This window comes from Yoonia sp., assembly GCF_046292185.1.
Taxonomy (GTDB): Bacteria; Pseudomonadota; Alphaproteobacteria; order Rhodobacterales; family Rhodobacteraceae; genus Yoonia.
On the sequence record NZ_JBKBQY010000028.1, the window covers coordinates 16,600 to 34,685 of the forward strand.

Genomic DNA, 18,086 nt, shown 5'->3' on the forward strand with positions numbered 1-18,086 from the left:
CCAGATCAGGGCCTGCGCAAAGCGCAAGCGCGATCACCACGCGTTGCCGCATACCGCCCGAAAACTGGTGCGGATAATCGTTGATCCGGCGCCCGGCATCGGGAATGCCGACATCATCCAGCAAACCAACCGCCTTTTTGCGCGCCTCTGTTTCAGACAGGGGCAGGTGGGTGCGGATCGTTTCGATCAATTGTTCGGAAATCCGGTACAGCGGATTCAGTGATGTCAGCGGGTCCTGAAAGATCATCCCGATCTTGCGCCCCCGGATCTTGCGCATCTCATGGTCGGGCAGGTTGTCGATGCGGCGACCTTGCAGGATCACCTCGCCCCGCGCGATGCGGCCGGGGCGTTCGATCAAGCGCATGATCGCTGATCCGGTCATGGATTTTCCGGCCCCGGATTCACCCACAACGCCCAGCACCTCGCCCGGCATGATATCGAAGGACACGTCCTGCACAGCCGTCAGAATCCCCCGTCTGGTGGGGAATTCGACCGTCAGGTTGCGCACAGAGAGTAGCGGTTCAGTCATGGCGCTGGTCCTAACGCAATTTGGGGTTCAGCGCATCGCGCAACCAGTCACCCAAAAGGTTGACCGAAAGCGCCAGCGCGATCAGCGTGATGGCGGGGAAAAACAGGATCCACCATTCGCCCGAGAACAGGAATTGCTGGCCGATGCGGATCAGCGTGCCAAGCGATGGCTGCGTGGGCGGCACACCGACGCCGAGGAAGGACAAGGTCGCCTCTTCGATGATCGCCAGCGCCAGCGAAATTGTCCCGATCACCAAGACCGGACCCAGCACATTGGGCAGCACATGGCGCAGCAGGATCAGAATGGGATGCACGCCCATGATCCGCGCGGCAGAGACATAGTCGCGCTGCCGTTCCACCATCGTCGCCCCGCGCACCGTGCGCGCGAATTGCGCCCAGTTCGACAGGCCGATGGCAAAGATCAGCACCCAGACCGCCATGCTTTCCTGTCGGCTGGGCGGTATGACACCACGCGCGATGCCGAAGATCAGCAAGGCGATCAGGATCGCCGGAAACGACAGTTGGATATCGGTCACGCGCATGATGATCGCGTCGATAATGCCGCCGTTATAGCCCGCGATCAGGCCCAGCGACACACCCAGCGTCATGGCGAACAAGGTGGCAAGCACGCCCACGAACAGCGACACGCGGCTGCCGTACATGATGGTGGACAGCACGTCGCGGCCCTGATTATCCGCGCCCATCAGGAAATAATTGTCGGTAAAGGCACCGGTGCTGGCGGGCGGCGTGAAACCGTCCATCAGGTTCAGGCTGGCGGGGTTGAACGGGTTGTACGGCGCAATCCATGGCGCAAGGACGGCCATCAGGATCAGCGACAAGGCAACCAGTGTGGCGACAACCGTGACCGGGGACGTCCGCCATGAATAGAAGATATCGCTGTCCAGCGCCTGCGCCAGTCGGCCTTTGGGGGGGTCTGGTACGATCAGCTCTTCCGGTGGAATTGCGGCGATCTGTTCAGTTGGGCTTTGGTTTTCCATGATTTACTTTCCTGCCCCGCCGTCGACGCGCAGGCGCGGATCGACGACGTAATACAAAATGTCCACGACAAGGTTGATCAGCACAAAGACCAGCGCGATGAACATCAGATAGGCGGCCATGACCGGCACATCGACAACCTGCACCGACACGATGAACAACGACCCGACCCCCGGCCATTGAAAGACCGTTTCGGTCACGATGGCGAAGGCGATGACCGACCCTAGTTGCAACCCCGTAATCGTGATGACTGGGACCATCGTGTTTTTCAGCGCATGGCCGAAGTTGATTGCCCGCTGCGTCAGCCCGCGGGCCTTGGCGAAACGGATATATTCGGTGCGCAGCACCTCCAGCATCTCGGCCCGCACCAGACGCATGATCAGCGTCAGTTGGAACAGCGACAAGGTGATGGCGGGCAGGATCAGCGATTTCAGCCCGCTTTCCGTCAGAAACCCGGTGCGCCACCACCCCAGATCAACAACCTGTCCGCGCCCGAAGGATGGCAGCCAGCCCAGTTCCACGGCAAATAGATAGATCAGGCCGATCCCGATCAGAAAGGTCGGCAGGCTGACGCCCACCAGTGACAGCGCCATGATCGCGGCGGCTGACCAGCTTTTGGGGCGCAGGGCGGTATAGACGCCGAAGACCACGCCAAAGAACAAGGCGATGCTGGCCGATACGACGGCCAGTTCGATGGTCGCTGGCAGGCGGCTGAGGATCAGTTCGGTCACAGGTTGCTGCAGGCGATAGGAAATGCCGAATTCGCCCCGCATCGCATTGCCGATAAAGCGCAGGAACTGGATCATGACGTTGTCGTTCAGGCCCAGCCTTTCGCGCATGATTTCCTGATCTTCCAGCCGCGTATCGACCCCGACCATGCTGGTGATCGGATCGCCGACATAGCGAAAGACAATAAATGCGATCAATGCCACGAACAGCATGACGACGACGGATTGCGCAAGCCGTCGGATGATAAAGGCCAGCATCAGGCGACCCTTTCCTGAATGAAAGAACCGCCTTGCGTCGGTTGCCCGAAACAAAGCGGTTCAATGTGGTTTACCGGATCAGTCTGCGAAAGTGACGGTGGTCAGCATCGGCTGATTTTCAGGATGCACCGGCAGGGTGATCCGGTCATTCATCGCATAAGCCAGCACCTGATTGTGGATCGGCAGCAGCACGCGGTCTTCCTTGACGACTTCCCAGATCTCGGCGACCGTTGCGGCGCGGGCCTCAAGATCGGTTTCTGTGCCAAGCGCCTTGATCATCTCATCCAGTTCGGGGTTAGAGTAGAGCCCGCCGTTATAGGCGCCATAGCTGCCTTCCTTGGTGTGAACCAGATCGTTGAACACATAAGCGGAATCAAAGGTCGGCACACCCCAGCCCAGCATGTAGAAATCGGTTTCGTTTGCGGTGACCAGCGGCGAATGCTGTGCCACGGGACGCGATGCCAATGTCACGTTGATCCCGATCCGGCCCAGCATGCCGACCACGGCCTGAGAGATCGCTTCGTCATTGACGTAACGATTGTTCGGTGTATCCAGCGTGACGCTGAACCCGTCGGGATATCCCGCTTCGGCCAGCAATTCGCGCGCACGGTCCAGATCGACGGCGGGGTAGGCGTCAAGCTCTTCGGTCCAGCCATCGACGAAAGGCGGGTTGGCGACACCTGTCGGGATCGACTGCCCGCGCATCACGACGGTCTGGATCGCATCGCGGTCAATCGCCAGTTCCATGGCTTCACGGACTTGGGGGCTGTTGAACGGGTTGCTGTCGGTAATGTTGGAAGATGCCAACGGTTCATCGCCAAACTTATACCCGAAATAGATCACGCGGTTTTCGGGACCGGTTTCTATCTTGATCCCCGCCGTGCCGGTCAGACGATCTATATCCTGCACCGGCACATCCTGTACGATGTCAACCTCACCCGACAGCAGGGCGGCCACGCGTGTGGCAGCATCGGTGATCGGAAGATAGATGATCTCGGTCACAGCGGGCGGGGTTTCGGCCCAATGGTTTTCGTTGATCGTCAGGACCGAGCGCACATCGACTTCGCGTTCCTGCAGAATGTAAGGGCCGGTGCCGTTGGTGTTGCGCACGGCGTAATTGTCTTCACCGGCGGCATAATCCTGTACTTCGACGACATTGTTCGCCTCTGACCAATCCTTGTCCATGATGAAGGTGTTAGTCAGGTTGTTTGGGTACAGCGGCGATGGGCCGGTCATCCGCACTTCGACCGTGTAATCATCGACGGCGGTCACTTCGGCCACATCGACATGCAACTGGCGCATGTTCGACGCTTCGGACCGCGCGCGGTCAAGCGAGAACACGACGTCTTCGGCGGTGAAGGCCGCGCCGTCATGGAATGTCACGCCTTCGCGCAGGGTGAACACCCATGTGTCAGGTGATCCTTCCTTGATTTCCCATTCCGTGGCGAGCCGGGGTGTCAGCGTGCCTTCGACGTCGCGGTCCATCAGAGTCTCGTAAATGTGATGCGCAAAGTTGTGGGTCACGCCCTGGTTCTGCGAATGCGGGTCCAGCGTCAATGCGTCCGAGGCGCGTGCCCAACGGACGGTTTCCGCCGAAGCCTGCGACACGATCAGTGTCGTTGACAGCAACATTGCGGAAAGGCTGATAAATTGTCTTGTCATTCCAATAGCTCCCTTAGGTTTTATCTGGCGCTGCGTTACGCTGCAGTGCTTCCTGCGCCACAAAAGAGAGCATCGCCGCGGATTCTGCAACGTTAAAGAAACAGTCGCGCAAATTGTGGACGCGCCGTCAACATAAGGGGGTAGGGGTCGGCAGCAATGCGCGAGGCTGGTGAGATCAACTGCAAGCGTGCAAGAAAAAAGGGCGACGCCATGCGCCGCCCCAATGATCAATGCGCGTCTTTGGTGCGCCGCATGGATGTGCGGACCATCGACCAGATGCGCGGACCGAACACCGACAACAGTGCAATCGCATAGATGGTCAGCGCGATGTTGGAATTCACCAGGAACCACCAATCGCCCTGGTTGATCATCAGACCGCGGCGCAATTGTTCCTCGGCCAAGGGCCCAAGAATCGCGCCGACCAGTGCAGGGGCCAAAGGATAGCCAAAGCGCCGCATCACGAAACCGATCAGGCCAAAGCCCAGCAGCAGAACCAGTGCAAAGGGCGACCCCTGTGCGCCGACAATGCCCAGTGTCGCAAAGGTCAGGATGCCGCCGTAAAGCCATGGGCGCGGGATCGCGAGCAGTTTGACCCAGATCCCGATGAAAGGCACGTTCAGCACCACCAGCATCAGGTTGGCGATGAACAGGCTCGCCACCAGCCCCCAGACCAGATCCGCGCTGTTGGTGAACAGCAGCGGGCCGGGTTGCAGGCCGTATTGCTGGAAACCCGCCAGCATCATCGCGGCTGTGGCCGAGGTAGGCAGGCCCAGCGTCAGAAGCGGGATCAACGTCCCCGCTGCCGATGCGTTATTGGCCGCTTCAGGTCCTGCCACGCCTTCGATCGCGCCCAGACCTTCGTCGAATTCGCGGCGCGCCTCGCCCGTGGCCAGCCGTTTTTCGGTGGTATAGGACAGAAAGGTCGGGATTTCGGCACCGCCCGTGGGCAGGGGGCCGAAGAGAAAGCCAAGCCCGGTGCCGCGGATATAGGGCCGGATGCAGCGTTTGAAATCGGACCAGCTCAGCCAGACAGAGCCGGATACGGTCTGCGCCTTGGCCTTGTGATTGATATGTTGCGAGGCCAGAAACATCGTCTCGCCGATGGCAAACAGACCCACCGCGACGATGGCGATAGAGATATTATCGCTCATTTCCGGAACGCCGAAGGCAAGGCGCACCTGCCCGGTCAGCTTGTCTGTGCCCACCATCCCGATGGTCAGCCCGATGAAAAGCGCGGTGAGACCGCGCGACATTGATCCACCAAAAGCCGCCGATACCGTCATGAACGACAACACCATCAGCGCGAAATATTCTGCCGTGCCGAATGACAGCGCCACCATCACCATGAATGGTGCGACCAGTGCCAGACCCAGCGTCGCGAACATGCCGCCAAAGAACGACCCGAAGGCAGCGGCACCCAGCGCCTTGCCACCCCGGCCACGCTTGGCCATGCGGTTGCCCTCAAGAGCGGTCATGATCGATGCCGTCTCGCCGGGGGTATTCAGCAAGATTGATGAAATCGCCCCGCCATACATCCCGCCGTAATAGATCCCGGCGAACATGATCATTGATCCGGTCGCGCCGAATGACAGGCTGACAGGCAGCAGCAAGGCCACCGTGAGGGCCGGACCGATGCCGGGCATCACGCCCACAGCCGTGCCCAGCATCACGCCCAGCAAAGCGAACATCAGGTTCATCGGTTGCATCGCGGTCCCCAGACCGTCGAACAGCAGAATGAAGGTATCCATGTGCTTACCTCAACAAAAGGTCGATTGCCCGCTCGACCGGACCATTGGGCAGCGACAGCCCCAGACCATAGCGGAACAACAAAAACAGCGCCGTCGACAGGACAACACCGATGGCAATATTCACAAGCCAGGTCGCCTGCCCGAACGCCCGCGCCGCAAAGGCGAACAGGACGGTAGAACCGGCAATAAACCCCGTGCCGCCATAAAGCATCGCGATCTCGACCACGATGCCGCCGGTCAGCCATGTAAACCCGCCCCAGTTCATCCGGTCGCGTGCTTCGAACTGGCCGCGCCACGCCATGAAGACCGTGATGACCGCCAGAACGGCGATCCCGGAGGCAACGACATAGGGCACGATTTCGGGGCCAAAGCGGGCATAGGACCGCCGGATCGCATACCCGGATGCGTCATTGACGATCACGGCTGCCAGCACGAACAAGCCAACCGCGATGGCCAGACCGGCAGCATCGCGTTTACCCGTACCGGCCCCGGCATCATCGTCGAAAGGCAGCCGAAGTTCCTCTTCGGCTGCTTTGTTTTGCTGATCGCCCGACATTACTCGGTGATCCCGAGATCAGCGAGAATGGCCGTCGTGGCAGCGATCTCTTCTTCCAGATAGGCCGCGAATTCATCACCGGCGAGGTAGGTGTTCACCCAGCCTTTGGTTTCCAGTTCCGCATTCCATGTGTCGGAGGACGCCATCGTTTCGATCACGTCAAGCAAGGCCGCGCGTTCGTCATCGCTGATACCGGGGGCTGCAGCGATCATGCGCCAGTTCTGCACGTCAACGTCAAAGCCCTGTTCTGCAAATGTTGGCGCATCCAGATAATCCTGACGCTCGGTCGCTGTGATCCCGATGACCTTGACGGCACCTGCTTCGATCTGGCTGGAAAATTCGCTGAAGCCGGACACGCCGACCGTGACTTGACCACCCAGAATGGCGGCCAGCGCTTCGCCACCGCCGGAATAGGGGATATAGTTGATCTCGTCAGGGGCGACACCGGCAGCTTGGGCAAAAAGGCCCGCTGCGATATGATCGACCCCGCCCGCAGACCCACCGGCCCAGGTCACGCCACCGATATTGTCGCGCATGGCGGCGGCCAGATCCTCGGCATTGTTGATCGGGCTGTCAGCGGCGGCAACGACGACGACATATTCGCCGGTCAGACGCGCCAGCGGTGTGATGTCATTCAGGGTCACGTTGGAATCATTGGCGATGATCGCGCCGACCATCACATAGCCACCGACAATTGTCGCAGCCGGATCACCGGACGACCGGTTGACGAATTGCTGCAGACCGATCGTGCCACCGGCACCGGCCACGTTTTCGACCTGAATGTTCGGCACCAGCCCTTCGCTTTGCAGCGTGGATTGAATGGTGCGCGCGGTCTGGTCCCAGCCGCCGCCCGGTCCTGCTGGTGCCATGATCCGCAGTTCCGACACCTGTGCCGTTGCCACGGATGCCAGAAGCGACGCGGCTGCAAAGGCCGCGATACCAAGTTTATTCATGAAGTCCTCCCAAAGGTTCTGATGACCGCGTTGCCGCGGATCGGAATACAGGAGGTGATGGGAAAGTCGCGCCAGCCTTCGGATCGCGCCAGACGGGCGGCAGTCCATGGCTTACGTTCTGTCCAGGCACCTCCCATGCCCGACTACAGTCAGGTTAGCAGCGGTTCCTGTCAGCGTCCTGTCATCGGCGTGTCACGGTTGGGCGGGACGGACGATTTCCTGCCATGTCGTCAGGAACCGAGCGCGGCGCTGCGGGTCCAGCGCAACCATCAGCACCGGGGCAAGCGCGATGGGCTGGATCACGCCTTGCCCCAATGTCGATATCCGTTCCGCCGTCCAGTTTCCCGTGCTGCCCGGCATGACCGCCCCCAGCGCCGACCCGCCTGCCGCCACGCTTTGCCCGGACGGCGAAAGCGCGAAATCGACAAAGGCGCGCGCAAGATCGGGATTGGCCGCATCGCGTGGAATGACCATGCTGCGGGTCAGCACCAGCACGTAATCATCCGGCACGATGATCCCGATCGGCGCGCCCTCGGCCTGTCGCGCAAAGGCGTAAGAGCCCAGAACGTTATAGCCTATCGCAAGCTCGCCCGATGCGACGCTGTCGAGGATGTCCGGGCTTGAATCGCTGAACCGCGCCCTGACACGGCCAAAGGCCGACGCCAGTCGCCAGAATTGCGACGAAATCTGCTGATCCTGCGCCGCCAGCAGATAGCCCACGCCGCTGCGCGCGATATCATAGGTGGCGACCTTGCCCGTGAACCGCGCCGGTTCATCCTCTAGCATCACGGCAAGATCCAGATGCGTGCGCGGCTGCGTGCCGGGCGGGATCAGGCGCGGATTATAGATGATGACTGCCGGTTCAAAGGTGAAACCGATCACCTCTGCCCGCCACTGCGCCCAGCCCGGCAAGAAATCAAGCCAGAGGGATTGATAGGCCAGCGCATGACCGTCATTGGCCAGCTTGAGCTGCAGGTCAGAGGCGGAACTGACCAACAGATCGGGGGTCAGCGTTCCGGCCAGAAATCCATGATAAAGCGCAAGGCTGTCGGTTTCGAAATAGGTCACCGCGACGCCGGGGTTTTCAGCCTGAAAGGCGCTGATGAAGGGCGCGAAAAGCGCGGTATCTGTCGTGCCGGCAATGGCGATGCGCCGGGTTTCGTCCTGAGCCGCGGCGAACAGCAGCGGCTCTGCCTGTGCGGGGTGCGGCAGGGTCAGGCAGGACAGGCCGAGCGCAAGCGCGGCGACGCAGGCCCCCAGCCGCTGCGACAGCGGCGCATCGCTGGCCAGCGGCAGGACGGCGATCACTTCGAGCCCGCCGCCGGGACGGTCGCAAAGCAACAGCTTGCCGCCATGCCCGTCAACCACGCGCTGCGCAATCGCCAGCCCAAGACCTGACCCCACAGTGTTGCCGACACCGGCCCCGCGCACGAAACGTTGCAGCACCAGCGCCTTGTCGGCATCGGCGATCCCCGGCCCGCGATCCAGCACGGCAAGCCGGATCATACCATCGCGCCCGACCGCGACCGTGACGTCGATCAGACCGGCGGAATAGACCAGCGCATTGCCGATCAGGTTGCGCAGCATCTCACGCAGGCCGACACGGTCGCCCTGCAACACGGCGATATCCGCGCCGGGGCCAAAGGCGGTCTGCACGCGCGGGCGCAGGTCGGGGTCAAGACGGCCAACGACCTCTTCCACCAAGGCGGTGACGGACAATGCCTGCGTCTCGCCCGCCTCCATCCGGTGAGAAATCGTCGCATCCATCAAGAGCTGGGTCACCAGATGGCTGGCTTCAACGGCGGAATCGTGGATGCGGGTGACGCGGGCGCGCAGCAAGGCCGCGTCGGGTTCATCCATCGCCATTTCGGTCTGTGCGCGCAAGGATGCCAGCGGATTGCGGACCTGATGCGCGGCTTCGGCGACAAGCCCGCTCATCCGCGCCATGGATTTTTCCAGACGGGCCATGAAATTGTTCAACCCGCCGACAAGGCGCTGCACCTCGACCGGGACGGGCACATCGAGGGGGGACAGGTCATCGGGGCGGCGTTGTCGCAAGGCTTGGTCGATCACGGCCAGCGGCGCAAAGGCGCGTCCGACCACGATCCAGACCAGCACCAGCGCCAGCAGTGTCAGCACCGCGACCGGCACAAGGGCGGCGCCGACGATCTCTGCTGCCAGCGCGGCCCGCGCGCCGCGCGTTTCCGCCACCCGGATCGTCACCCATCCGGTGCCCTGTGCCGTGGATATCAGACGCCCAAGCCGGACCAGCCGGACAGGGTCGCCATTATGGACCGCATCTGAAAAGACCGGCGCATCCGCCGTAGCCAGCGGCGCATCGGGGGCAAGATCGGGATAGCCGGTCACGTGTTCGCCCTGCGGGCCGGTCACGGCGTAAAACACCCGATCCTCGCCCGACACCATGGCAAAGGCGGCATAGGGCATTTCGACCACGACCGCCCCGTCCTCGACCAGAACAGCCCCGGCGATTGACAGGGCCGCCGCCGACAACAGCCTGTCCAGCGCCTGATCAGAGGCGCGGTTCGCGTAATCCTTGATGAAAACCACCAACAGCGCCGCCGCTGCCAGCAACATGCTGGCCGCCAGGATCAGGATGCGCCGCCGCAAGGACGGCGGGCTAGTCCTGCGCATCCTGCATGGTCCGCACCAGATAGCCGACGCCGCGCACTGTCACGACCTCTGCCGCGCTGCCTGCGATCTTGCGGCGCAGGCGGGATACCAGCAGTTCAAGCGCATTTTCCGATCCGCCGTCCTCCAGGTCCGACAGACGCGACATCAGCCTTTCGCGGCTGACCACGCGGCCTGCCTGCGCCATCAGCGCCTCCAACAGGCCAAATTCACGCCGCCCCAGATCGATGACGCGGCCCGCCACCGTCACGATCCTGCCGTCAGGGTCCAGCGCGAGATCGCCCGATTGCAGCACCGAGGTGAAATGCCCTGTCGGGCGGCGTACCAGCGCGCGCAGCCGCGCCTCCATCTCGCGCATGTCGAAGGGTTTGACCAGATAATCATCAGCACCAAGATCCAGCAGGCTGACCTTGTCGTCGATCTCGGCCTTGGCGGTGATGACCAGCACCGGCAGATCGCGCCAGCGCCGCCGAATCTGGCGCAGGATCGTCATGCCATCCGCGGCGGGCAGGGTCAGATCAAGGATGACAGCATCGACAGGATCGTGTTCCAGCGCGTCATCGACATGCTGTCCGTCCCGGTTCCATGTCACGATATGGCCTGCCGCGATCAGCCGTCTTTCGACAGCTTCGCCGACATCGTTATTGTCCTCAACCAGCAAGACTTTCATGCGGAAGTTTGAGACTATCCGCCGCGGCAAGTAAAGCCGCGATTGGCCCTGTCATCCCCCGCTGCCGGTTCAGGTCCATGGCCCGCGATTGCGCGTGGTCGGCACGCCGCTTTTATAGCGGGGCTGCGCGGCACCCTGTGGCGCAGCCCCCGCCATGGCACGCAACGCGGCGATCCGGTTCTCGGTCGCCGGGTGGGTCGCGAACAGGTTGTCATGCTTGTGCATATGCAGCGGGTTGATGATGAACATATGCGCCGTTGCAGGATTGCGCTCGGCCGCGTGATTGTCGATCCGGGCTGCGCCCAGTGCGATCTTTTCCAGCGCCGAAGCCAGCCAGATCGGATTGCCGCAAATCTCGGCACCTGCCTTGTCGGCGGCATATTCCCGTGTCCGGCTGATCGCCATCTGCACCAGCGCCGCCGCCATGGGCGCGAGGAACATCAGCAAAAGCGTACCGATCAGCCCAAGCCTTTCACGCGACCCGCCAAAGAACAGCGCGAAATTGGCCAGCATCGAGATCGCACCGGCAAAGGTCGCGGTGACCGTCATGATCGCGGTGTCATGGTTGCGGATATGGGCCAGCTCATGCGCGATGACGCCGGCCAGTTCGTCGCGGCTCAGGCTGCGGACCAGCCCCGATGTCACCGCCACCGCCGCATTGGCCGGGTTGCGCCCGGTGGCAAAGGCATTGGGCTGCGGCGTGTCGATCAGATAAACCGCCGGTTCGGGCATCCCCGCCGCGCGGGCAAGCTCTGCCGTCAGCGCATGCAGGCCCATGCGGTCGCCCCGGATCACCGGCTGGGCGTTGTGCATCCGCAGGACGAGACGGTCCGAATTCCACCAAGTATAGGCATTCATTGCCGCCGCGATCACCAGCGCGATCACAGCGCCGCCCGCACCGCCCAGCAGATAGCCCAGACCCATGAACAACGCGGTCATCGCCGCCATCAATATCGCCGTCTTCAGATAACCCATCTTTGCCCTCCGGAACGTCACCTCTGTGACACGCGATAGATATGGGAAGGGTATGCGCAGGGTGCAAGCCGGGCATGACGGTTGCCGTCGGCGCAGATTCAAGGCAGTTAGCGGACAACGCCTGTCGCGGCTTGATCGCGAGCGCTGAACTGCAAACGAAAGACCAATGCTATGTGCGCGAAACACGTCCATTTCATCCGCCATGCAGAATCTGAACATAACGCGCGTATCGCCATCGCCAAGGATGAACGCCTTGTGCGGCATGATGCCAGCCTGCGCGATGCGCGGCTGACCGCGCTGGGGCAGCAACAGGCCAAGGCGCTGCAGGTCGAAATGGCGGCACTGCGGGATATCGAACTTGTCGTCGTCTCGCCGCTGACCCGGACGATCCAGACCGCTGTCGCGGCCTTTGCCGATCATCCGGCACCGCGCCTGATCGAATGCCTGCACCGCGAAAAACAGGAAAGCTATTGCGATATCGGCCGCGCGCCGGGGGTGCTGGCGGGCGAATTTGCCGGTTTCGGCTTTGACCATCTGGATGATCCCTGGTGGTTCGACGGGCCGCTGGACGGCGCACCCTTTCCACGCGAAACGCTGGAGGCGTTTGAACGCCGCGTCGCGCGTTTCGCCGACTGGCTGTCGGCGCGGCCGGAACATTGCATCGCCGTCGTGGGCCACGGCACCTTTCTGCGCCGCCTGACCGGTGCCGTCTACGCCAATGCCCAAAGGGTCGAAGTCAGGTTCTGATCCGCGCCTTGCGCGGCTATCGTCACGCTGAGATCACCGGCGGCGGGCCTTTGCGGTCAACCTGCGTGTTGCCCCGCGACGTTTATGATGAAGCGTCCACGAATTTCAACGCGGGCTATGCCTCTGGCATCGCCTGAGGTCTGTGCGTCATCATCATGGTGCTGACCCTTGCGAACCGCAGCTACGGCTACCCCCGTTGCTGGCCGGAAACCGCCTGCACCTCGACCAGGGCGCCGCTTTGCTGGATCACTTGCGCGGCGATCCCGGCCCCCGCCATGCAGGCCCGTGCCAGATCGCCGTCGTTCAGGTAACTGGCCAGAAACCCTGCGTTGAAACTGTCACCAGCGGCGGTCGTGTCGCGCACATCGGCGACAGGGCTGGGCGCGACCGTGAAGGATCGGTCGGGCGTGGCAACAAGGATCTGACTTGGCCCGTTCTTGACCACGACGATATCCACGCCCGCATCGCGGTAACGGGTCGCTGTCGCCTCTGGTGTCGGATCGTCGAACCAGCCCGCCTCGTCTTCGAATGACGGCAGCACGATATCGGTCAGCGCGGCGGCCTGCATGACCGCGTCGGTCATCGCCTTTGCATCCGGCCAAAGCCGGGGGCGCAGATTGGGATCAAACACAACCTTGCCACCGCCTGTGCGGAAATCGCGCAGCACATCCAGCAGGCGCGCCCTGTCGGTATCGGGCAGAATTGCCAGGGTGATCCCCGACAGATAGGCGACATCGGCACCCTGCAACGCGGTGCGCAGGGCGGCGGCGTCGTCCAGCATCCGGCGGGCCGCACTTTGCCCGCGCCAATAGGTGAAACTGCGTTCGCCATTGGTCAGACTGATCATGTACAGACCGACAGAGCTGTCGTCACGCCGCGCGATATGATCGGTGGCAAGACCCGCCGCGTCGATAAAGGCCAGCATCCTGTCGGACATCGCATCGCGTCCGACAGCGGTGAAATAGGCGATCTGGTCCGCCGCTGACATCAGTTTGCGCAGATACCACGCGGTGTTCAGCGTATCCCCGGCAAAACCCGCGCGATAGATATCCGGCCCGCCTGCCGGGGCGAGTTCCACCATCGCTTCGCCGATTGCGACAATCCGGGTCATGCGCTGGCTTCGCTTTCGAACCAGGCATGTTGTTCCGACCGGAGCCGTTCGATCAGATCACCGATCCGCGACAGATGCAGCCGCATCGCATCGGCGGCAGCCGCAGCGTCGCGCTGCACCAGATGATGAAAGATATCGCGATGATCCCTGATCACCTGCGGCGAGGCAAAGCTGAGCGACAACATCCGCACCCTGTCCATATGCGCCTTGTTGTCGTTGATCAGGTCCCAGGCGAAACCGACATCGGCGCGTTGGCAGATTTCATGGTGGAACTGGTCGTCAAGCTGGTGAAACAGACGCTTGTCCTGTGCGGCATGGGCGGCCTCTTGCGCATCCAGCAATTCTGCCAGCGCGGCGTGATCGGCCTCTGTCAGACGCTCGGCGGCGGTGCGGACGTTTTCAACCTCCAGTGCGGTGCGGATATAGCGGGCGCGTAGGACGGCGGCCTCTGATATCAGGCTGACGGTGGTGGATCTTTGCGGGCGGATCACCAGAAAGCCGAGTTTGGACAGGCGGTAGAACGCGTCGCGCACTGGCTGGCGCGAGACTTCCATCTGGCTGGCCACTTCGACTTCGGACAATTTCGCGCCGGGCGGCAATTCCAGCGACAGGATGCCAGCCTGCAAAGTCTCGAACACCTGATCGGCGATCGAAGGGCGGTCTGGCGGGGTCAGTGCCCGCAACGCAATTGAGGCTGCCATGTGCAACGATCTCCGCTTTTGGTTTCGGACCGAGCTTAACCTTAAGCCACCCGCGTTGACAAGGTTGGTAAACTAGAATATTAGCCTATCCGAAGCGGCAAGGGGGCTGCTGTCACATTCGGGGGGAACATCCATGCTGCTAGATCCGAACCGCCTTTTTCCGTTGGAAGGTGCAGCACGTGGATTGGCGCGCACGCTTTACGATGAGGTGCATGACCTGCCGATCATCAGCCCGCATGGCCATACCGACCCACGCTGGTTTGCAGAAAACAACGCCTTTCCCGATGCCGCGCAGCTATTTGTCACGCCCGATCACTATGTTTTCCGGATGCTGTGTTCGCAGGGTATCGATCTGGATGCGCTGGGTGTGCCGCGCGCCGACGGCCATGCGGCGCAGAAAGACGGGCGTGCGATCTGGCGTCTGTTCGCCGAAAACTTCCACCTTTTGCGCGGCACGCCGTCTTGGCTGTGGCTGACGCATGCCTTTGCGGATGTCTTTGATGTCCATGAAAGGTTGGGCGCACAGAACGCCGATGCGATCTATGACAAGATCAACGACAGCCTTGCGCAACCCGCGTTTCGGCCACGCGCCTTGTTCGAGCGTTTCAATATCGCGGCTTTGTCCACGACCGAAAGCGCGCTGGACGATCTGCGCTGGCACAAGATGATCCGCGACAGCGGCTGGCAGGGGCGGGTGATCACCGCCTACCGCCCGGATGCCGTGGTCGATCCGGAATTTGACGGCTTTGTCGCGAACCTGACCCGCCTGGGTGAACTCACCGGCGAAGATACGATGACCTGGGATGGCTATCTGGCCGCCCATCGCGCGCGGCGCGCCTACTTCATCAGCTTTGGCGCGACATCTTCCGATCACGGCCATCCGACCGCGCGCACCGAAAATCTGTCCGTGCAGGATGCGGCGGCGCTGTTCGATATCGTCAAGACCGGGCGCGCCACCCCGGAACAGGCCGATGCCTTTCGCGGTCAGATGCTGACCGAAATGGCAAGGATGAGCGTGGATGACGGTCTGGTCCTGCAAATCCACGCTGGCGCGTGGCGCAATCATTCCGCCCCGATGTTCACGAAATTCGGGCGCGACAAGGGGTTCGATATTCCCACCCGCACCGATTTCGTGCGCAATCTCAAGCCCTTGCTGGATGCCTATGGCACCGATACGCGCCTGTCGGTGATCGTGTTCATGCTGGACGAGACCACATTGTCGCGCGAACTGGCCCCCTTGGCCGGGGTCTATCCCGCGCTGAAACTTGGCCCGCCCTGGTGGTTTTTTGACAGCCCCGAAGGGATGCGCCGGTTCCGTGAACTGACCACGGAAACCGCAGGTTTCTATAATACAGTCGGTTTCAACGATGACACCCGCGCCTTTTGTTCGATCCCCGCCCGCCATGATGTCGCGCGGCGCGTGGATTGCGCCTATCTCGCGACGCTCTGCGCCAGCGGACGCATGGCTGAGGATGATGCATTCGAGGTCGCACATGACCTCGCATATCGGCTTGCAAAGCAGGCTTACCGGCTCTGACAGGGCCACCAACGGGAGGAGAACCATGAAAATGACGAAAACACTGACGGCGGCATTGCTGGCCAGCGCGGCCTTTGTCGGGCAGGCGATGGCTTGCGAAATCACCTTGCGGTCATCCGATACGCATCCGGATGGCTATCCCACGGTCGAGGCCGTGAAGCACATGGGCGAATTGCTGCAGGAACGGTCCGACGGACGGATCTGCATCGAGGTGTTTCATTCCGCCCAGCTGGGCGAAGAGCGTGACACGATTGAACAGACCCGCTTTGGCGTGATCGACATGAACCGCGTCAGCATGGGCCCGTTCAACAATCTGGTCGAGGAAACCAAGGTTGTATCGCTGCCCTTCATCTTCCGGTCTGTTGATCACATGCACCGCGTCATGGACGGCCCGATTGGCGAGGAAATCCTTGCCGGATTTGAACCGCATGATCTGGTCGGTCTGGCCTATTTCGACGGCGGTTCGCGCAGCTTCTACAACAGCCAGCGCCCGATCCGGTCGATCGAGGATATGGCGGGCCTGCGCATTCGCGTCATGCAATCCGACATCTTCGTGGATATGATGACCGCGATGGGCGCCAGCGCCACCCCGCTGCCTTATGGCGAGGTCTATTCCTCGATCCAGACCGGCGTGATCGACGGGGCGGAAAACAACTGGCCGTCGTTCGAATCCTCGGGCCATTACGAAGTCGCCGGGTACTACACCCTGAACGAACACCTGATCGTTCCCGAAGTGCTGGTCATGTCCAAGCAAAGCTGGGACGCGCTGTCGCCCGAAGATCAGGAACTGGTCCGTCAGGCCGCCAAGGATTCCGTCCCCGTGATGCGTGAAATGTGGGCAGAGCGTGAACGCGAATCCGAAGAACAGGTGCGCGCCGCCGGTGTCGAGATCATTTCCGACATCGACAAGACCGCCTTCATCGAAGCCATGGTGCCGGTCTATGAAAAGCACGTGACAAGCGATGCGCTGCGCGATCTGGTCGAGCGGATTCAGGCGACCGAATAATCCGACGCTCCGGCACGGGCGGTAATCCGTTTGTGCCGGATGCCAGAATTTTCCGAAACTCCCGCACCGGGCAGACAGGGTTCGCTGATGATGATCGATAATCACACCGCTTTGCCGGGGGGCGTAACATGCAGCACTGGCTGAATGTCACCGCCCTTGTGCTGGGCGTGGTTGCGCGCATCGCGCTGTGGATCGCGGGGATATCGCTGGTCGCGATGACGGCGCTGATCGCAGCGCAAGTGTTCTTCCGTTATGTCGTGCGGTCGCCGCTGACATGGACGGAACCCAGTTCGATCCTGCTGATGGGCTGGTTCATCCTGCTCGGCGCTGCCGTCGGCACGCGCGAAGGCTATCACCTCAGCTTTGACGTGGTGCTGATGGTCGTCCCACAGCGGGTCGTGCTGATCCTGCATTCACTGTCCGATATCGTCGTCGCGGGTTTTGGGGGCGGGATGGCGTGGTTCGGTTATGAACTGCTGACCCGCACCTGGACCGCGACCATGCCCACGCTCGGCCTGCCCGGCGGGGTCGCCTTCATCCCCCTCACGCTGAGCGGGGTTCTGATCGTGATCTTTTCGGTCGAAAGGCTGGTGCGTCGCGCGGCGGGCATGAAGACCGCGCGTTTCGGCGATGAATTGACAGAGGAATAGACGATGGAACTTTACGTCCTGTTCGGGACCTTCGTGGTTCTTCTGCTGATCGGCACGCCGGTGGCCTTTTGCCTTGGCGTGTCATCCTTTGCCACGGTGGTCTATATGGGGCTGCCGCCGCTGGTGGTGTTCCAACGGCTGAATTCCGGCATTTCCGTTTTTGCGCTGATGGCGATCCCGTTCTTTATCTATGCCGGCGATCTGATGGTGCGCGGCGATATCGCGCGGCGGCTTGTCGCGCTCGCCGGTGCGTTGATCGGGCATATGCGCGGCGGGTTGGGTCAGGTGAATATCGTGGCTTCTGTCATGTTCGGCGGCGTGTCGGGGTCGGCGGCTGCCGATGCCTCTGCCGTGGGGGGGTTGATGGTGCCGCAGATGAAAGAACGCGGCTACGGCGCCGATTACGCCGTCAATATCACCGTGGTGTCGTCCATCATCGCCCTGATGCTGCCGCCGTCACATAACCTGATCATCTATTCCATCTCTGCCGGTGGGCGGCTGTCGATTGCCGATCTGTTCACCGCCGGGATCATCCCCGGCTTGTTGCTGGCGCTGTCGCTGATGGTGGCGGCATGGATCGTGGCGAAAAAGCGCGGTTATCCGACCGAACC

General features: G+C 61.8%; 16 protein-coding genes and 1 pseudogene. 5 read left to right on the forward strand and 12 right to left on the reverse strand.

The window, feature by feature from the left end:
- The 10 genes and pseudogenes from ACK4TM_RS07260 to htpX all read right to left on the reverse strand — a co-directional run.
- A pseudogene (locus ACK4TM_RS07260) lies at nt 1-529 on the reverse strand (ATP-binding cassette domain-containing protein); the annotation flags it as partial.
- Nucleotides 530-539: 10 nt separating this feature from the next.
- The gene (locus tag ACK4TM_RS07265; protein WP_409698959.1) at nt 540-1,526 is read right to left on the reverse strand and encodes an ABC transporter permease; all 987 of its coding nucleotides are present in this window, start codon (nt 1,524-1,526) and stop codon (nt 540-542) included.
- A gap of 3 nt (nt 1,527-1,529) precedes the next feature.
- On the reverse strand, nt 1,530-2,510 hold the full coding sequence (locus ACK4TM_RS07270; protein WP_409698962.1) for an ABC transporter permease: 981 nt from the start codon (nt 2,508-2,510) through the stop codon (nt 1,530-1,532).
- A 78-nt stretch (nt 2,511-2,588) separates the two neighbouring features.
- Nucleotides 2,589-4,172, reverse strand: coding sequence for an ABC transporter substrate-binding protein (locus ACK4TM_RS07275; RefSeq protein WP_409698965.1), 1,584 nt, complete (start codon nt 4,170-4,172; stop codon nt 2,589-2,591).
- Nucleotides 4,173-4,399: 227 nt separating this feature from the next.
- Nucleotides 4,400-5,920 carry a tripartite tricarboxylate transporter permease gene (locus ACK4TM_RS07280; RefSeq protein ID WP_409698968.1) on the reverse strand — a complete coding sequence of 507 codons (1,521 nt, stop codon included), beginning with the start codon at nt 5,918-5,920 and terminating at the stop codon, nt 4,400-4,402.
- Between the two features lie 4 nt (nt 5,921-5,924).
- On the reverse strand, nt 5,925-6,476 hold the full coding sequence (locus tag ACK4TM_RS07285; RefSeq protein ID WP_409698971.1) for a tripartite tricarboxylate transporter TctB family protein: 552 nt from the start codon (nt 6,474-6,476) through the stop codon (nt 5,925-5,927).
- Nucleotides 6,476-7,429 (reverse strand): Bug family tripartite tricarboxylate transporter substrate binding protein, encoded by a 954-nt coding sequence (locus ACK4TM_RS07290; protein WP_409698974.1) that lies wholly within the window; start codon nt 7,427-7,429, stop codon nt 6,476-6,478. Before ACK4TM_RS07290 ends, ACK4TM_RS07285 begins: the two co-directional genes overlap by 1 nt.
- A 192-nt stretch (nt 7,430-7,621) precedes the next feature.
- Nucleotides 7,622-10,081, reverse strand: a complete 2,460-nt coding sequence (locus tag ACK4TM_RS07295) for an extracellular solute-binding protein (protein ID WP_409698977.1) — start codon at nt 10,079-10,081, stop codon at nt 7,622-7,624.
- Nucleotides 10,068-10,748 carry a response regulator transcription factor gene (locus ACK4TM_RS07300; RefSeq protein WP_409698980.1) on the reverse strand — a complete coding sequence of 227 codons (681 nt, stop codon included), beginning with the start codon at nt 10,746-10,748 and terminating at the stop codon, nt 10,068-10,070. Before ACK4TM_RS07300 ends, ACK4TM_RS07295 begins: the two co-directional genes overlap by 14 nt.
- 69 nt (nt 10,749-10,817) lie before the next feature.
- Nucleotides 10,818-11,723: a zinc metalloprotease HtpX gene (gene htpX, locus ACK4TM_RS07305; protein WP_409698983.1), complete on the reverse strand. Its 906-nt coding sequence runs from the start codon at nt 11,721-11,723 to the stop codon at nt 10,818-10,820.
- A gap of 171 nt (nt 11,724-11,894) precedes the next feature.
- On the opposite strand from htpX, the gene ACK4TM_RS07310 reads away from it, so the two are divergent.
- Nucleotides 11,895-12,470 (forward strand): histidine phosphatase family protein, encoded by a 576-nt coding sequence (locus tag ACK4TM_RS07310; protein WP_409698986.1) that lies wholly within the window; start codon nt 11,895-11,897, stop codon nt 12,468-12,470.
- Nucleotides 12,471-12,657: 187 nt separating this feature from the next.
- On the opposite strand, the gene ACK4TM_RS07315 is transcribed toward ACK4TM_RS07310, so the two are convergent.
- On the reverse strand, nt 12,658-13,581 hold the full coding sequence (locus ACK4TM_RS07315; RefSeq protein ID WP_409698991.1) for a sugar kinase: 924 nt from the start codon (nt 13,579-13,581) through the stop codon (nt 12,658-12,660).
- Nucleotides 13,578-14,282, reverse strand: coding sequence for a GntR family transcriptional regulator (locus tag ACK4TM_RS07320; protein WP_409698994.1), 705 nt, complete (start codon nt 14,280-14,282; stop codon nt 13,578-13,580). The genes ACK4TM_RS07315 and ACK4TM_RS07320 overlap by 4 nt, the downstream gene beginning before the upstream one ends.
- Before the next feature lie 133 nt (nt 14,283-14,415).
- Between ACK4TM_RS07320 and uxaC the strand changes: the two genes are divergently transcribed.
- From uxaC to ACK4TM_RS07340, 4 genes are all read left to right on the forward strand, one after another.
- Nucleotides 14,416-15,819 carry a glucuronate isomerase gene (uxaC, locus tag ACK4TM_RS07325; RefSeq protein ID WP_409698997.1) on the forward strand — a complete coding sequence of 468 codons (1,404 nt, stop codon included), beginning with the start codon at nt 14,416-14,418 and terminating at the stop codon, nt 15,817-15,819.
- A 31-nt stretch (nt 15,820-15,850) separates the two neighbouring features.
- A complete protein-coding gene (locus ACK4TM_RS07330; RefSeq protein WP_409699007.1) occupies nt 15,851-16,825 on the forward strand; it encodes a TRAP transporter substrate-binding protein in 975 nt (324 codons plus the stop codon).
- 128 nt (nt 16,826-16,953) lie between these two features.
- Nucleotides 16,954-17,475 (forward strand): TRAP transporter small permease, encoded by a 522-nt coding sequence (locus ACK4TM_RS07335; protein WP_409699001.1) that lies wholly within the window; start codon nt 16,954-16,956, stop codon nt 17,473-17,475.
- Nucleotides 17,476-17,478: 3 nt separating this feature from the next.
- The coding region (locus ACK4TM_RS07340) for a TRAP transporter large permease subunit (RefSeq protein ID WP_409699004.1) at nt 17,479-18,086 on the forward strand (608 nt) is incomplete at its 3' end.